7 protein-coding genes are annotated in these 16,533 nt (G+C 43.9%); 2 read left to right on the forward strand and 5 right to left on the reverse strand.

The window, feature by feature from the left end; genetic code table 11:
- Positions 1 to 69: 69 nt before the first annotated feature.
- Positions 70 to 372 carry a hypothetical protein gene (locus KAH81_05375; GenBank protein MCK5833085.1) on the reverse strand — a complete coding sequence of 101 codons (303 nt, stop codon included), beginning with the start codon at positions 370 to 372 and terminating at the stop codon, positions 70 to 72.
- Between the two features lie 112 nt (positions 373 to 484).
- Positions 485 to 2,158, reverse strand: coding sequence for an AMP-binding protein (locus KAH81_05380; GenBank protein ID MCK5833086.1), 1,674 nt, complete (start codon positions 2,156 to 2,158; stop codon positions 485 to 487).
- Between the two features lie 264 nt (positions 2,159 to 2,422).
- Here KAH81_05380 and KAH81_05385 point away from each other — a divergent pair, with 264 nt between their 5' ends.
- Positions 2,423 to 4,582, forward strand: coding sequence for a T9SS type A sorting domain-containing protein (locus tag KAH81_05385; protein ID MCK5833087.1), 2,160 nt, complete (start codon positions 2,423 to 2,425; stop codon positions 4,580 to 4,582).
- A 308-nt stretch (positions 4,583 to 4,890) separates the two neighbouring features.
- Positions 4,891 to 5,661 (forward strand): Mrp/NBP35 family ATP-binding protein, encoded by a 771-nt coding sequence (locus tag KAH81_05390; GenBank protein MCK5833088.1) that lies wholly within the window; start codon positions 4,891 to 4,893, stop codon positions 5,659 to 5,661.
- A gap of 1 nt (position 5,662) precedes the next feature.
- On the opposite strand, the gene KAH81_05395 is transcribed toward KAH81_05390, so the two are convergent.
- From KAH81_05395 to KAH81_05405, 3 genes are all read right to left on the reverse strand, one after another.
- A complete protein-coding gene (locus KAH81_05395; protein MCK5833089.1) occupies positions 5,663 to 6,343 on the reverse strand; it encodes a polyphenol oxidase family protein in 681 nt (226 codons plus the stop codon).
- Positions 6,309 to 8,432 carry an O-antigen ligase family protein gene (locus tag KAH81_05400; GenBank protein ID MCK5833090.1) on the reverse strand — a complete coding sequence of 708 codons (2,124 nt, stop codon included), beginning with the start codon at positions 8,430 to 8,432 and terminating at the stop codon, positions 6,309 to 6,311. The genes KAH81_05395 and KAH81_05400 overlap by 35 nt, the downstream gene beginning before the upstream one ends.
- A gap of 72 nt (positions 8,433 to 8,504) precedes the next feature.
- Positions 8,505 to 16,499 carry a hypothetical protein gene (locus KAH81_05405; GenBank protein MCK5833091.1) on the reverse strand — a complete coding sequence of 2,665 codons (7,995 nt, stop codon included), beginning with the start codon at positions 16,497 to 16,499 and terminating at the stop codon, positions 8,505 to 8,507.
- Between the last annotated feature and the right edge of the window lie 34 nt (positions 16,500 to 16,533).

Raw genomic sequence — 16,533 nt, forward strand, 5'->3', positions numbered from 1 at the left:
ATCCCAATCGGCAATTAGAGTATCTCCATTACCACCAACATAACCTGTTTCCTCCGGCGCGCTGGATAATCACGCGATCCAGATCTTAGCATTCCCCGGATCGATAAAATCGTCCGGACGTATTACGTTTGGTGAGCTTTCCGCAGTGGTGCCGGCGGTAAGGCGATAGATTCTCGTTTCGCTACCGTCGAAAACGGCGACCATCGTGCCTACCGCTAAACCGGTTGTTTTAATATCGTCGAGATCGGTTCCGTCGTTGTCATCGTATGAAAGCCCATCGATATCAGGTCTTGAAAATAAAACCTCATAATCCGATTGCGCGAAAAGAGCAGTTGCTACCAACAAAGAAATAGCCAAAATAAAATACTTCATGGGACTCCTTTTTAAATACTTGCGCAACACACATATTAGGAGTTTAAAATCAAATACAAAAGGGCGGTTTTCCTTAAGCGCTTTTCAGACCAGTTACATCCACTTATTTATTCTAATCTATTCTTATTCCTTTACCATAGTAAAGATAGCGTTTAATCTTTTTCGTAGAGGTTTTTGGAAATTCTTCCTGTTGTATTTTGAATCCCTTTATGCGCTTATACGGAGCAATCTGGTTATTTACCTTTTCTATGAGTTCTTTCATCACTTTCTCGACATCATCGTCCGTCCATTTTTTACTGAAATACTTGTCAAGGCCATCTAAATCCGGCACAATTATAGCAAAGGGTTCTTCGGAATTAGCATGCTTCACTCCAATGATAATTGATTCGGTAACTAACTTCGAAGCATTGATTTTCTCCTCTATCTCATCAGGATATACATTCTTGCCTGCAGCGGTCACGATTACATCTTTAGCGCGACCGCTAATAAAGAGGAAACCTTCGTCATCTATTTTGCCAAGATCACCTGTTTTAAACCATCCATCTGGAGTAAAGGCGTCGCGCGTTGCCTCTGGATTTTTATAATAGCCTTGAAAAACGGGAACGCCCCTAGCCAATATCTCGCCAACTCCATCCTGATTTGGTAAGTCAATTTTTAATTGCACTCCTGAAATCGCAGGTCCAACCGAAGCTGATTTTTTGCTTGTAGTCGGGCTTGCCGCCAAAACCGGCGAGGTTTCTGAAAGACCGTAGCCTTGAAGACAAGTCACCCCAAAATAATTGAAGAAATCGACTATTTCGGGCCTAATTGCTGCTCCCCCGGAGATCATTAATCGCAAGTTTCCAAATCCTGCTTTTTTTCGGAACACCTTCATAGTCTTGATACCAGCTCTTCTAGAGATCGTTCCATCGAGTAACTTTGTCACACCCATAACCGATCCAAAGGCTAGCTTGGCAATTCCGCCCTTCTTGTTGACACCTTTAATTATTCCTTTGTAAATTTTATCGAATAATAACGGCACACCCAGAATTATCGTCGCATTTGATGCCTGTATGTCCTCGAGTATCTCTTTTGCTCTAAGCGCACGAGCATAGCAAATACCACTTCCAATGCTAATGGGGGTTAAGAAACCACAAGTTCCCTCGAAGCTATGATGTATCGGAAGCACTGAAATAAAGGTATCTTCGGAGAACAGGTCAACACGCTTTTTCATTCCGTCAATATCGCCTATTATATTTCTATGAGACAGAACAACGCCTTTGGGTGAACCGGTTGTTCCTGAAGTATAAATAATAGAGGCTGGCAAATCGGCATCCTGATTAGAAAAAGATGGCAATATCTCGATTTCGGATTCCATTATTTTCCAAATATCTTCCAAATTGTATTGTTTGATCGATTCAAAGCCATTTTCTTCTCTCAATGGCGCAGTAAAGCGTTCGTTATTAAAAATGGCTGCAGCATCAGAATGGCGGATTATATATCGGAGTTCCTGAGGGCGCAATGCTGGATCGAGTGGTATGGTCACGCAACCGACTGTTTGTATTGCAAAATAGGTAATAGCCCACTCCGGGGAGTTTTTCCCCAACACAGCAATATGTTGCCCCTTCTTAAAACCTGCATGTTTCAGAAAAGAGGCCAATTTTCTGACCTTTTGGAGAAGCTCGCTATAGGTTAATTCAGTGCTTCCTCCACTGCCATCGAAAACCATCATAGCTATTCTATCCGGTATTCTCGATGCAGTTTTTTCAAGAATCTGCGGAACTATCGACACTTTTTCATTACTCATATTACCATCCATTAATAGCTAATTCAATATTACTTTAAACAAGTTATATTCTACAAAGGCATTCGTCAACAACCTTATTTTTCAATTGGTTTTTTAAATCTTCATTTCAAAACTTTTTTTGACATAATATATATTATGTCAAATGATACTTTTTAATTAACCTTTGAAACTGGACAAAATCAAAAGAGCTTTGAAGTGGTTGACAATTATAATTGCTATAAGTATATTGAAATTTACTAGAAATAATTATACCAAGGAGGTTTCATGACGCGAATTTATCTTATTTCTGTGGCTATTTTAATTATCGCTGTGGGAGCTTTCGCATCAACTGACGCAGTAAAACCGCTTCTTGGAGGGGTTCATCTTCCAATTTATGGACAGCCCATTAGAGTGGATTATACTCATAGTTTTTCACCAATGGAGCTCGATACCATACCACCTTTCGATCCATATCACGATCTACCACTTTATATAGCTGGAGATACATATTACGATATGCAGCACAACTGCTCCAAGGGTAGAAACATTGCCGTCGATCATGAAGGTGGAGTTCATGTTGCTTGGATGGACGGGATTACTCCCACCTTCTCCCAGAGAAGAGCTAAATACAACTACTTCCATATTGACTCGGTAACAGGCGGCGATCCTAGCACTGGTTGGGTTTGTGCTTATGATGGCGCTCAGGCTGATGGCCGAGACAAAGCGGGTTATGTTAATATTGCGGTAGATGATGTGCACACTGTTCCCACAGTTACATATCACGATGTCGAGGGTGCCACAAATCCAAAAACTAATGCGGCGTTCGACGGTATGTATTATGCTACCGCCGGTGCTAGTCGCTGTGTCTTTATCCAACCTATCGAAGGACCCGATCCTTATTATGTTCCCGAGGATCCCACCTTCGATTGTTCCGCAATCTGGCCTAAAATCGCTCAGATCGACACAACCGTTTTCTTGGTGAGCTCATGCTCTAATAATCTCGACACCATTCCAGCTACAGGCGAGCCTTGTGGTGAAAGGGTTATTTATTATCGCGGTTTTGTTAAGCCGGACATTGTCTCTATTGCGTCTATGTCTTTTGAACCTGCGATTGAGATCGAAAATGATCAAGTAGATATTTCTTGCGATATTACAGCATGGAAAGGCACCGGGGAAACCGAAGTCACGATGGGTTACATCCGTCGAGACACACTGGTCGAAGCCGATACATGCTACTGCACGGCTGAGAGTTATTTTACAACTGTATATGACGCTGCCGCCTTGATGATCCGTAGATCAACCGATATGGGCGACACATGGGCCCCCACTGAATATATCACCGAGCCGGGAGTCCATATCTATTCTGATTATCCGGAGAGCCTTTATATAGGTTGGAGCCTCGATTCGAGTGTTACACCCCCGGAAACAGTCCAGAATTATTCTCCAGTTTATACACGCCCTGTTGACTTCAACATTACATATTCCCCCGACGGTGTTCTTCATGCAGTATGGGGTGGTTTTGTTCTTTCACCTCATGAAGGCTGGGAAACGAGTTGTGCGGCGGCATGTTCTGTTGGTGCATACAGCATGGAAGTAATTTATCATTGGGATGATGCCCGTGATGTAATAGATACGGTTACTTGGGACCCTTGGTGGCTATTCCAACCACCTACAGACTATAGGCCGAGTTCCCAGTTCCGCACAAGTCAATATGGCGCAAGTCACGAACCTCAAGTGACAGTTGACGATGACGGCAATGTCTTTGTATTTTGGGAGCAGCGTTGGTCGGAATATTGGTGGTGCCAAACCGGCACGCTTCTTATAGATAACTCTTTGCTGAATTATCCTAACAGCGATATTTATTGCGCTGTTTATAATCCAGATAGTGGATACTGGTCGGATCCTGTTAATATTTCAAACACGACTACTCCCGGATGTAGCACAGGTGTTTGTCTTTCCGAAGTCGAGGTTACTGTAGCAGACCGAGTTGACGATAATGTCCATATTTCCTTCATTGTCGATTATGATGCTGGCCTTTACCTTCTTGAAGAAGGTGAGGTTACCCTAGACGACTTTGTTTATCTTCGCATCCCGAAGGATTATCTGCTAACTACAGCTTACACTGGAATCTATGAATCCGAACGGTTAAACCCCGATATGCCTCTCGATTTCCGTCTCGGTTCGGGATATCCTAATCCATTCAATGCCGCGACGGCTTTCTGGTTCGATACATATACACCTGGGAAATTTAAAATCGACATCATCGATATGACAGGTAGAACAGTCACGGAGGTACATGATGGTGATCTTCGGGCCGGAAGGCGGAGATTTGTTTGGGATGGTTTTTCCGACAACGGTTGGTTCGTTCCCAGCGGGACTTATTTCTTGCGCGCCAGTGATGATTTAGGAAATACTATTACACGCAAGGTAACGCTGATCAAATAAATTAGGTTATCCAAGACCCTTTAGAAAAACCGGCCTTAATGGCCGGTTTTTTTAAATGAATTAAAATTGGAATTATTCCCCTAATTTGTAATTATCATTCATTATTATTTACGGCAATTGCTGACAAATTATGGTTGCAGAATTTATTCTGAACTTCGGTTTTTATTGAAATTCGAGATAAAATCTCCATAATTAGCTGAAGTAATTTTTTTAGGAGGTCATACATAGTGGATAACAAATCAGAGAAAAAACAAACAACAAATTCCCATCAAGCGGGTTTGGAAACGCAATTTGCAATAGCTAAGTCGATGTCTGAGGTTAAGCACAAGTTGCTTATCCTTTCCGGCAAAGGAGGAGTCGGGAAATCCACTGTAGCTACCAACCTGGCTTATGGTCTAGCTGCGCTTAACAATAAAGTTGGGCTATTGGATATTGACATTCACGGTCCGAGTATTGGCAAAATGACTGGAATAGAAAATGAAAAACTATTTTCCAATGAAAAGGGGCTTATAGAACCTATAGAAAAGTACGGAGTCAAAATAATTACTATGGCTTCACTCCTACAGGAGCCCGATGCACCGGTCATCTGGCGCGGCCCTATGAAAATGAAAGCGATTGACCAATTTTTAAGTGAAGTCGATTGGGGCGAACTTGATTTTCTAATAATAGATTCACCTCCCGGCACAGGCGACGAACCTCTTAGTATTATCCAAAGACTACCGGATATGGATGGTGCTATTATTGTTACGACTCCTCAAAACGTGGCTCTTTTAGATGCCCGACGAACGATCACTTTTTCCCGGCAATTAAATGTGCCAGTTCTCGGTATTATCGAAAACATGAGCGGATTCGTTTGTCCATACTGCAACAAAATATCGGAAATATTCAAAGTTGGTGGTGGTGAGAAGGCCGCTAAAGAAATGGAAGTCGATTTACTCGGTAAGTTGCCTTTAGAACCAAAAATAATGGCTGCCTCCGACGATGGGAAGCCCTTTATAGCCGAAAAAAACGACAGTATATCTATCGAGGTTATGAAAAAGATAATCGAGAATATTCTAGAAATTTTGGGGAATAAATAGCCTATTTAATCCAGGCTAAAATAAGGATTTGACCTGCTTTATCTCCATCGCGGCGATAGCTTGGAAGCCATTCATTCGAGAATGTAGATATACCGGTAGAATTTATCGCTGAAGATTCTATTCCATATTTTGAAAGTCTATGGGCAATTTCCACAGGAAGATCTAGAAGGTATTTATTCTCATCGATAAGTTTAGTTGATTCGGGGAAGCGGACGGCAACTTCCGGCCCAACTTCGTATTCGGAGCCTAAAATACCTGGCCCCATTACAAAACGTAGATTCTCTTTCCGAACTCCCTCTGTATTTAGAATAAGGGAAAGAGCATTATCTACAATGCCCGTAGCTAGGGACTTCCAACCACAATGAAGAACGGCGACACATCTTCCTTCAGCCTCCGTAATAACAAGTGGAATACAATCGGCAGTGATCACTCCTACTGCAATTCCCGGTTTAGTGACAATAAAGCCATCACCAAAAGCACCTCGTGTTTCTTCGGTTACTTTAACCGAATCGATGTAATGCACAGTTCCACCATGAACCTGTCGTAAAACTAACGGTTCGTTCGGCAGTTCAATCTCGGAATACTCCAATCCTTCGGGCAGAGGATCCCTAGGCGTGTTCTCGCATAAAAGCAACGCAATAGTATAATCATTTTTTATTGCCGTTAATCGAGCTTTTAACAACTGATAACTCCTTCACAGCTCTAACAATCTCCTCGGGGCAAATCGATTCGAGACAATTGAAATGGGAACATTTTTCCCCAATACACCTTTTACATTCCGACAGTTTAGGCTTTACGGCTATGTATTTGCTTCCCAAGGGATGCCACCTTTTTACTCCAGTCTTCAGACTTGGTGGATATACCCCAACAACCGGTATTCCTAAACCGCTGGCAATATGCAAAGGACCTGTCCCTTGCGCAACAAAAACTTGGCATTTTGAAATAATTTTTCCTAGTTCAGAAATATTCGTTTTACCTGCAAAATCATAATCTACAAGACCTGAAGCACAGAGGAACTCCTCTACCGATTTCTCGTCATCGGTTCCGCCCGTTACGACGATTGAGAATCCAGACTCTTTCAATAAGCGTGCTGCCTCTCCAAATATCCTCGGTTGGCATCGCAATACCGAGCCTCCACTCCCCGGATGAAAACCTATAATCGGTTTTTCAGGCTCAAAAGAGAAGGCTGAATCAATAGTATTTAATTCGGGTGAAGGTAGATCATTGCTATCTATTCCAAGAAATTCAAGAAGTTCGGCATTAAGCACCGATTCGTGTCGTCTTGGATCTCGATGCCTTAGGACACGATGAGTCAATAAAAGAGGCGCCCATAATCTATACTCGCTACCTATACGAATCCTCACTCTCGCAAGAGAAATTGCCACTGCTGCCCAAATATCTGGATGAACCAAAACAGCCATCTTGTATTTATTCATCTTAATTATCTTAGAAAACTTAAGCACCGATCCGGGGGCTTCCACAACCTTATCAACATGAGCGCTCATAGACGCTACTAATGATATCCCCGGACGAACTGCCATATCGATAATAACCCCGGGAAAGCGCTTCTTCAATGCGCCAGCCATCGGTGTAGTTAGAACGACATCACCTATTTTATCCAGTCGAACAAGCAGTAATTTATCGCCTTTTTTTAAATTTATTTCCTCTGAGCGGCCTAGAACTACAAACAGCAAAGCTATAATCGGCATAACCATCGGATCAAAAAAGACACCATTAAGTAGGGAGCTTACAAAAAGCCCCAGGAAAGCCGTCCCACAAAGAATTTTCATACTGTCGCGCAAACAAGCGGCACGACATACTAAAATTAATATCACACACCAAAGAATTATGAAAACAGCCAATGTCAGCCAACCAGATTCGATAGCTACTTGTATAAAATCATTATGATAGTTCCAAACAGATTGATCAAGAAGTTCCTTCAGCGCACTTTTGGGGAATATATCCAAAAATGTCTTAGGCCCATAACCGAAAAACGGCAATCCTTTCAACAGGTCGAGGCTGCCATCCCAAAGCGCTATTCGAGAACTATCGCCACCATATCTAAAGGTTTCTAGCAACCTTTGCATTATACTCTCTGGCACTGACAACAACCCGCATATCATTCCAGATATAATATAAAAAAGCCTTTTAGGTCTTATCAAGGCTATCGCCACAATAATACTTAAAAAAGCTGTAATCCACTGTGTTCTGGCATAAGTGGCAAGTAATCCAATAAACAATATTATAAAAAATGGAAGATATAACTTTAAAGCATGCTTTGTTTTTAAAATAAAATATAGGCTGAGATTAATCGCTACTGTTATCTGTAGGGAAAGACCTGTATAACCACCATAGGTTGTTCTTGCTCGGTCCATACCAAAGAATATTACTTTCGCGCTTCCTAAAAGGGAAGCAAGCGCTATCGCGATAATCATAACTCCTAGAGCTTTTTCGAGGTCTTTTCTAGAAAAAAGGGTATTGATTGGGAAGAAGACCAATAAAAGAGGTAGTTTACCCAGCGAATTCAACGAATTATTTATATCTAGAGAAAATAGCGAGGATAAAATCCGCAGAGTAACGAAAATTATCAAAATTGCGGAAACTTTAGAATGATGGATTACTGTTTTATCATCGATAAATAGCTTTGCTAACCATAAAATAAAAAGCAACCCTACAAAAAACTCGACCGCAACAATAGAAAAAGCAATCGACACGCAAAGACCAAGCAAGGCTCCATAGGCTATCTTATTAAATAATTTTCCCCGAACCATCTTAAAAAGACCTCCCCTCCCCATTATGGGGCGGGGAGGTTTCTATTAATCACTTACATGACCATCTTGTGATTAAGGCATGTAATATTTCGCATAAAGGGTTAGAACAAGAGTTACAGAGCCATATCCGGCGGAACTGGAAATTGGACTTCCGAACTGCATCCAAATATTTTCCCTCGCATCTGTTCCAGAATAAGGCGGTGGAAGAACATTTACGCCACCGGGACCAAATCTACCAGAGGAACCCGATGTCGCCCAGACAATAAGATCATTCTTCACCCAATCATTAATTGGACTAAATGTCGTGGGTGAAATTACTTCATCATCCAAATGAACGTACAGATAGAATTTATCATGACCTCTTGTGATTCCAACAGACCATGGTCCTGTATCATCCATAACGAAACCGAGATCGAGAGGCACATTGCCCTCATTTTCCATAACTACAACTTGCGTATCCAACATAGCACGAGTTTGGACAATCCTGATAGTATCGACATCCCAGAAGTTTGGATTAACTGAGAATGCCATGACCACGGTATCCTCATCATAATAAGCTGTGAAGGTCGATGGCTCATCTACCGGATCTATCTCGTGAACAATAGTGCCACCATCACTCCAGTTTAAAAACCTCCATACTGAATCCGTTTCAATTGAGTAATCTACAATGTCGAACTCACTAACACCAATATACGGCGATGCACCCGGGTTACACCAATAGTCGTAACTGGATACATCACGAATTGTATCACTGTTAATCGTGAAATAGCCATATGGATGCGCCGGATTCTTTTCGAGACGCACCAGTATCTTTGGATCATAATTCGCTCTATAAGATACCGGACCCCTAATCGAATCTGTAGTGAAATAAGGAAGTGTGTCCATTGAAGTCGTATCTCCCACGGCTGTCCAATCCTGGAAGAAATACCTTATCGTATCACTAGCGGGTAAATCGCTGGAATCCGGGGTTGAAACGGCTACTGTATGCGGAGGACCGGACGACCACCAAAATACCTCCGCTGCTGAATCACGGAAAGTATCGCCATCAGCGGCAATATAACCCCAGGTATGCGGCGGTGCTTTCGCCACAACTGCCATAAATCTCGTAGAATAATAGGCATTCCATAGAGTATCAGATGCTGTAATTGGGCCGACTCTATGGCCTATAGCTCCAGCATCAGACCACCTAGAGAATGTATATAGCTGCCCATAGGCTGTAGAATCGTAATCCGGAACTAATAGATCGTGGTAGCTTCCAAGCCCCCAATAACTCGAATAAATGGCAGTCGAATCGTGTTCGATACCATCGATTGAAATCCAACCATCGTCATTTTCATCAGGATACTTCAGAACCTGAACATATACACCCGGAGCATAATGGGCAGTTGCAAATACTGGTTCATGCATTTCAATCCATGAATGGAAGATAAGACTATCTCCATGAATTGTGGTATCCGGGTCGAATGTCCAATACACGAATCCATAATAACTACCAGAATCGAATACCGGAGTTTCACACTCGAATAAAGCCGTATCTTCTTCGCCATACCATCCTTCACCGATGAAATCGGGTGGTGTTGAAATACCATCATATAATAATGTAAGGTAGAATTGGCCAGTCCAATTCCATATAAGTTCTGTATCCATATCGATCTCGAAGTCCAAGAAGATAGCTGAATCGGTTGAATCCACCGCTCCGCGAACATCGAAACCCGTGCAGAAATAACGGGTTAGACTATCGACTTCTTCGGTTGCATCAACAGTAGCAACAACCATTGAATATAATGGCCAATATGTAATTCCCCAAGGCATCGGAGAGTCATGATCGCAAGTAACAGATAGGCTCGCCACCGTATCGCCCCATAACCAATGCCAATTAACAACACTCGGAACGGTAATTACGAATTCTATAGAATCCTGAGGACTCCAAATCGGAGCACTTCCGGTTCCAGTCATGCCGATACAATACATGCTATCATCATAAGCCGTTGACCAAACCGGGTTTTCAGTAACATACGCGATAACCGTATCACCTTCATCATACCAATAGGTTCCTGGAGGTGGCTCGGGAGAATCCCAGCCATCTGCGCCTGGGCCTTCATTTGTAACGCGGAAAGCATATTGTAAAGCCCAGTTCCATGTGATCGTCCCATCGCTTCTCATGCTTATTCTGCGGATAATATTCGTATCTCCGCTAGCTGGAACAGACCCGGTTCCAGTCCAACCTATACATCTCGCGCGTATATCCGGGCTAACAACAACAGCCGAGTCCACAAACGCGCTATCGCAAATCGATCCTGGAATCCAATATGTAGTGCCATGTGGCCAAGGAGTCCCATGATCAGAATAGACTGTAAGTCTGTAAGCTACATTGCTCCATTGCCACTGTAAACCGGAGTTCATGGTAATGAAGAAAGAGAAATCGGTGTGGGGGTCAGCCGGAGGTAGATTGCCCCAACCATTAAAACCTACACAGAACATTGTATCTGTACCGGTCCAATATGGGTGGTCGAGCATTTCACCACTGACATATAAACCAGCGCTGTGCGTATAAACACCAACGTCCGGCACAGGATCACCATAATCACCGGGATTCTGAACCTCGAAAGAAAATACTGTAGCCCATTGCCATTGTATATAAGAATCCTCGCAAATATAGAATTCGATTCTACTTGAATCGCCGACAGAGGGAACACTTCCGCTACCACGCCAACCGGTGCAGTCAATCCTGTCGGATCCAATTATAACAAACGAATCCACCCGAGCATCGACAGTATCGCATATCCTCCAGGCAGTTGTGCCATAAGGAAGCGGTGAATCATAATCACTGGTCACATGAAGCAATCGAACACTATCCCTCGGTAACCACTGCCATGTCAAATCGGAAGGTTCATCGAGATGAAAACCGAATTCAATCTGTGGTGATTCGTAAGGAGCTGAACCGGTGCCGAGGAAACCTATACAATACATTGTATCAGTTCCACTCCAGACCGGGCTTGTTACACTACCCCAAACCGAGTCACCAGCGGGATACCAATGATCTCCATCAATCGGGAATGGACTATCATAAATAGTAGGCCAACTCGCTATTCTCAGACGGAATTCCTGATCCCAATTCCACGTTATCGAAGACGTATCTTCGATAATGAAATTCAAGTGCGGCCTATCTCCAGTTCGAGGAACATCGCCAGTTCCAGTCCAACCGGTGCAAATTGAACGCTCGCCATCGATTCCATCATACGACGGGGAAGTAACAAATGCATCAACGCTAGTCCCAGGAATCCAATAAGTCGTATCTGAAGGAATAGGATCATCATGGTCGGAATAAACATATAATGGAATAAGCAAACTTGACCAATTAAAGAATATCGAACATGGACTCGATGCTGTGAAGTCAAGGTCTAATTCCATCCTGTCCAAACCATCAAGGCAATCGCCAATTCCTGTCCAATTCTCGCAGAAGACAATACTGTCGCCGCCACCTGCGGCGGTTATCGTATCGACATAATCTACGCTAACCATCACGTGTGCATCACCCGGAACCCAGATATCATCTATCGTATCTAGTGGAGTCCATGTTAATCCACCATTCAGAGAGAAGCGTGGATTATCGTTATCACATTCCACATGAACGAGATACTGCGGTTGCCAATTCCAAGTAATAGTTCCTGAAGATGTCATCGAAAGCGTGCAGACATTAGCTGTCCCCGTTCGAGGAACCACGCCCGTGCCAGACCAACCGATACACTTCCATTGAACTCCATCTCCTGCTCCGGTAATATCATAAAGCGGCGCAAATGGATAAGCCATGCTACCAATCCAGAAATATGTCCATACGCCAGCGGGAGGCGAACAGGGACCATGATCTGAATAAACATAAAGACTTTCGACATCATCTTCATGCGCCCAGGCCCAATTCAAACTGCACGAAGTGGCTATACTAAGCGGAAAAGAAGATCCGCTGCCAGTGATTGGAGCGCCTCCGATGAATATTGTATAACCGACGCAGCGGTATTCTCCATCCACAGGATCGACATTAGGATCGATATCTGTGTATTCGTCATACCAGTGAACTCCCACCGAAGGATCTGGGTCTCCATGTACACTTGTAACAACTAATCTAAGCTGGCGCGTGAATTGCCAGCGAAGCTCACCACTCGAAGTGATAACCAGATCGACCCAATTGGTGTCGCCGCCGGCAGAAGCAGGGCCAATACCAGTGAAGCCAGTGCAATGGTATCTTGTGCCACCCATATCCGGGGTAAATTCATTTACACGGAAAGTATCTACTTCTAAAGGAACATAATAGTGTACTCCGCGAATTGGATCGGGGCTTCCCATATCCATTATCCAAGTGAATGGGTCCGAAGTAATGTTGAATATATATTGATCGCCCCATTGCCATGTAACACCCGAAGGTTGGGTGATAACAAAATCGAGCCACGGAATAGCACCATCAACCAAACTACCATATCCAAGATAGCCAATACAATAACTTGCGCCATCCGGGCTTGTAACCTCGGCATGAACCGAATCGCCATCAAACATCCAGTGCGAGCCTATTCTCGGGTTAGGCGAACCGAGTGAAGAATCCGTCGATTCGACAGTAAATCTCCATTGTTTGAGGTAAACCGCTGTCGCAATGTAAGGCCTTGCAAGCCATATCTCGGTGTTGGCATCGTTCTCGTCACCGAAGGTAGCTCTTGCGGGAGTGCTTTCCCAATGGTCAAATACATAACGAAGCGTATCGCCCTCACCATCGTCACCGATTATTGAATCTGTGATTATCTCAGTATATTCCCCAGTGTTATACCAACCACTACCAGACTGAGCTGGAACTAGAGTATCGGTGCCTTCATAATCCACTATTAAACGGAACTGCGTATTCCAAATAGCCTCTTCCGTAATCGGATTATTCATCGTTACATTGTGGGAGGTATCCGGTCCGGTATATGATCCGACACCTGTTCCCTCCCAATGATCGAAGACATACCTGATGCCACCAGCAGTGTCTCCGATGCTCGAAACGCCAAAATTAGCTACTGCACCATCCGGCCACCAACCATCACCCCAAGGGTCTCCCCAATCAGAGATAATATCGAGATAATACTCTTTATTAAAATAAGCTGTAAATGTCGTATCGCTAATCGGATAAATCTCATGGCACGTATCGCCGCCATCCGACCAGTTGTCGAACACATATCTAGTCATTCCAAATTCTTGTGGAGAAATAGCGCAAATTATATGGAAAGTCGAGGGCGTCCATCCAAGCGGGAAACCGCTGGTTATAGTATCTTCGTCCCCAACAATGAAACCGTATCCGAAATCATTCTCGAGAATAACTGTTACAACATTACCGTATCTGATTATAGCATTCGTATCGCTAATAACCGGATCGAAAACTCGAGGATCACGGGCAATCCATCCAAGAGCAGTAAATTCACCCATCCAAAGATGGTTTCCACAATCGACCCAAGGAGCATAAAGCCCATAAAGATTGGCTTCACCCCTTCGAACACCACCTACATAAAGCGTCTCACAATAAGTCGGGTTTTCTGGTAAATACGGGCCGATCAATGTGATATTCGGTTTCCACTGGTGGTAACCCTGTGGAGTATAAGGTCCAAGCCCACTAACCGTTCCTATCGCTTCGCTTGTTACATCCCATCTTTCTCTCTCAGAAATATTCTTTGGGTCTTCATATTCATAAACACTTCCGCAGTCCGCCCAATCGGTAAGAGAAGTAACCCCTCCTTCATTAGCGCCTCCCATCCAACGTTGAAGGAGAGTAAAACTCGGCACTCTGTGCGTACAGTCGCCGTCGTTCATGCGTAGCGGGATATTGAACGTTGTTTTATATTGATAGTAATAAACAGGGGCTACAGTCGGAGAAAGCACGATACCAATCGGCTCGGGGCAATACCAACGTTCTGTTGCGCCCGGATCCGATGGGACCGCAGGAGTATAGCTATAATCTCCCCGAACATTTGCCCAACCTAGGAAATCGGAAAACTCAACCTCGGTCAACGCAAAATACTCATAAGTAAATGCCATTGAAGGGATATCCGTCACCGCGCAAGCCGGAGGGTTGCCTATCTCAGTAGTGAATGTAGTGTAATATTGATCGTAATAGATTAAATTATAGGTGTTGCCCGGAATTGCTGGTGTTACACAGAAATCATCCGTCTCGGAATATATCCATCGTTCGGTAGCATCCGAACCGGAGCTCATTCTGTCGAGGCAAATCTCCGTCCCCGGATCGTGATAGATAATATGATAACCAGTGCTAATCTCCCTAGAAATAAGCACATCCATGCTGGTATAGGTTAGGGTCAGCGTTCCGCCCATGGGATTCGCAAGAGTATCGTGTAATTGAACATTGAGGTTAGTGCGCCACCAATTCGCACCATTGTAATAAATATCTCCATCGGGATCACTCCACGTGTCCCACCAAACAACATCGAGTCTTCTCGATGTGTCCGAAAGGAAAAGACCCATTCCTGGCCATAATTGATCAAATGTGCCCGGATGTTGATTAACCTTATGCTGATCACTTCGGAGAGTGTAACCACCATCCTCCGACCAAACACAATAAATATCGGTGTTTATATGCCTTTCATCAGACCAAACTAGAAAAGTGTTCTGAGCATCATCGAGGCGCAGTTTGGGTTCCCATTCATCATTGCTCGATGCCGCAACCAAAGTAGGCGTGGGCCATGAAGTGCCGCCGGTCGTGCTCATACTATACCAAACATCATATCCCCAGCTTGAAATATCGGTCAATCCAACTCGCGGATTACCCGCCGTATCAACCACAACACCACCGGGAACCGGATAACCATCACCCACATACTCTTCGAGGTGATTCGATGGTGAGAAGAATGGGTTTCGAACCTGTTTATACCATGATTCTGCGGACCCCAGCGATAGTATGCCTGTAGCTGTATAAATACAGTGCATAGTAGCGCCAGAGCCAGAACCTTCGATAGCACTTCCGCACAATGAGTTATCCATAAACCATTCGTTTACAATTTCATGTTGATCGCTAAAACTCCCTCCATGGTTTGTCGAGGTTTTCATATCGACTTCATACCAGGTATATTCCAACCAGAAAGGCGGCAATCCTTCATAAAGAATGATAATAATGATCATCGCCACAAGGGACATGATATGTCCTTCGTCGGCCTGGCTGTAAAAGGAAATACAAACATTACCCGTCGGGTCAACATTTATATCCGCGCCACCCTCATCGTAATTGAAGTGAAGAATAATCAAATCTAAATCGGCATTTGCAATTCCCTGATAATGACCGAAGCTCGCACCACCTGTATTGCTACGGCAATAATAAACATCGCCCTCAGAAATGGTATCTGTGTATAAATATGAGCCTGTCGTATCATAATAGTCGTATGAGTGCCAATCGACATAGTTGTAAACAACATGAACCCTTGCAGATGAACCACTTCCCCAAACAGCAACTCTAGGTGAATAGTTTGTTCCTACAGCATCGACAGCAATAGCTTCTGTCCATGTCGCTCCGCCATCAACCGATTTTGAGAACATTATGGCATTATTGGAACCTGTCGCCTGCCCCCAAACGGCATAGATCGTTCCGTCGTCTCCGGTGACGCAGTGAGGCTGCCTCTGAGGATCGGCATTAGGAATACTAACAAGAACATCATCTGGATGGAAATCCATAGCTGAAGCAGGGCTATCAGGAGCCGGGGGTGTTGGTCTCGCGCTCGGTGGAGTAGTCCTCGAAGGGCTAAAAACAATCGGCTCGGGAGGCATTACCGGCAAAAAAGCTGATGCTTCTTCAGGAAACCGCCTCGGGTCGGGCAGCGCACAACGGGTGAACCCATTTTCGATCATCTTCTCGGTTATGTTTTGAGCCCTAACCGCTGTAGGGTCTATAACTATAACCTTATTAGATGTTCCGGCGTGTTTATGGGCATAGTTGGCCATTTTGATCTCGTAAGGATCATCAGACCATTCCATAGCGAAAATGCTACCCATTATACCGGTTAGAATTAATATAAATACAACGAACTTAGCACGGTTAAGCATAGATAACCCCCTGCTCGATATTGCAAAAGATGAA

Source organism: bacterium (genome assembly GCA_023145965.1).
Lineage (GTDB): Bacteria > UBP14 > UBA6098 > UBA6098 > UBA6098 > UBA6098.

Excerpts from the sequence above, each read along its gene's own strand:
- KAH81_05380 (MCK5833086.1), bottom strand. The coding sequence starts at position 2,158 with ATGAGTAATGAAAAAGTGTCGATAGTTCCGCAGATTCTTGAAAAAACT.
- KAH81_05385 (MCK5833087.1), top strand. The coding sequence starts at position 2,423 with ATGACGCGAATTTATCTTATTTCTGTGGCTATTTTAATTATCGCTGTG.
- KAH81_05375 (MCK5833085.1), bottom strand. The coding sequence starts at position 372 with ATGAAGTATTTTATTTTGGCTATTTCTTTGTTGGTAGCAACTGCTCTT.
- KAH81_05405 (MCK5833091.1), bottom strand. The coding sequence starts at position 16,499 with ATGCTTAACCGTGCTAAGTTCGTTGTATTTATATTAATTCTAACCGGT.
- KAH81_05390 (MCK5833088.1), top strand. The coding sequence starts at position 4,891 with ATGTCTGAGGTTAAGCACAAGTTGCTTATCCTTTCCGGCAAAGGAGGA.
- KAH81_05400 (MCK5833090.1), bottom strand. The coding sequence starts at position 8,432 with ATGGTTCGGGGAAAATTATTTAATAAGATAGCCTATGGAGCCTTGCTT.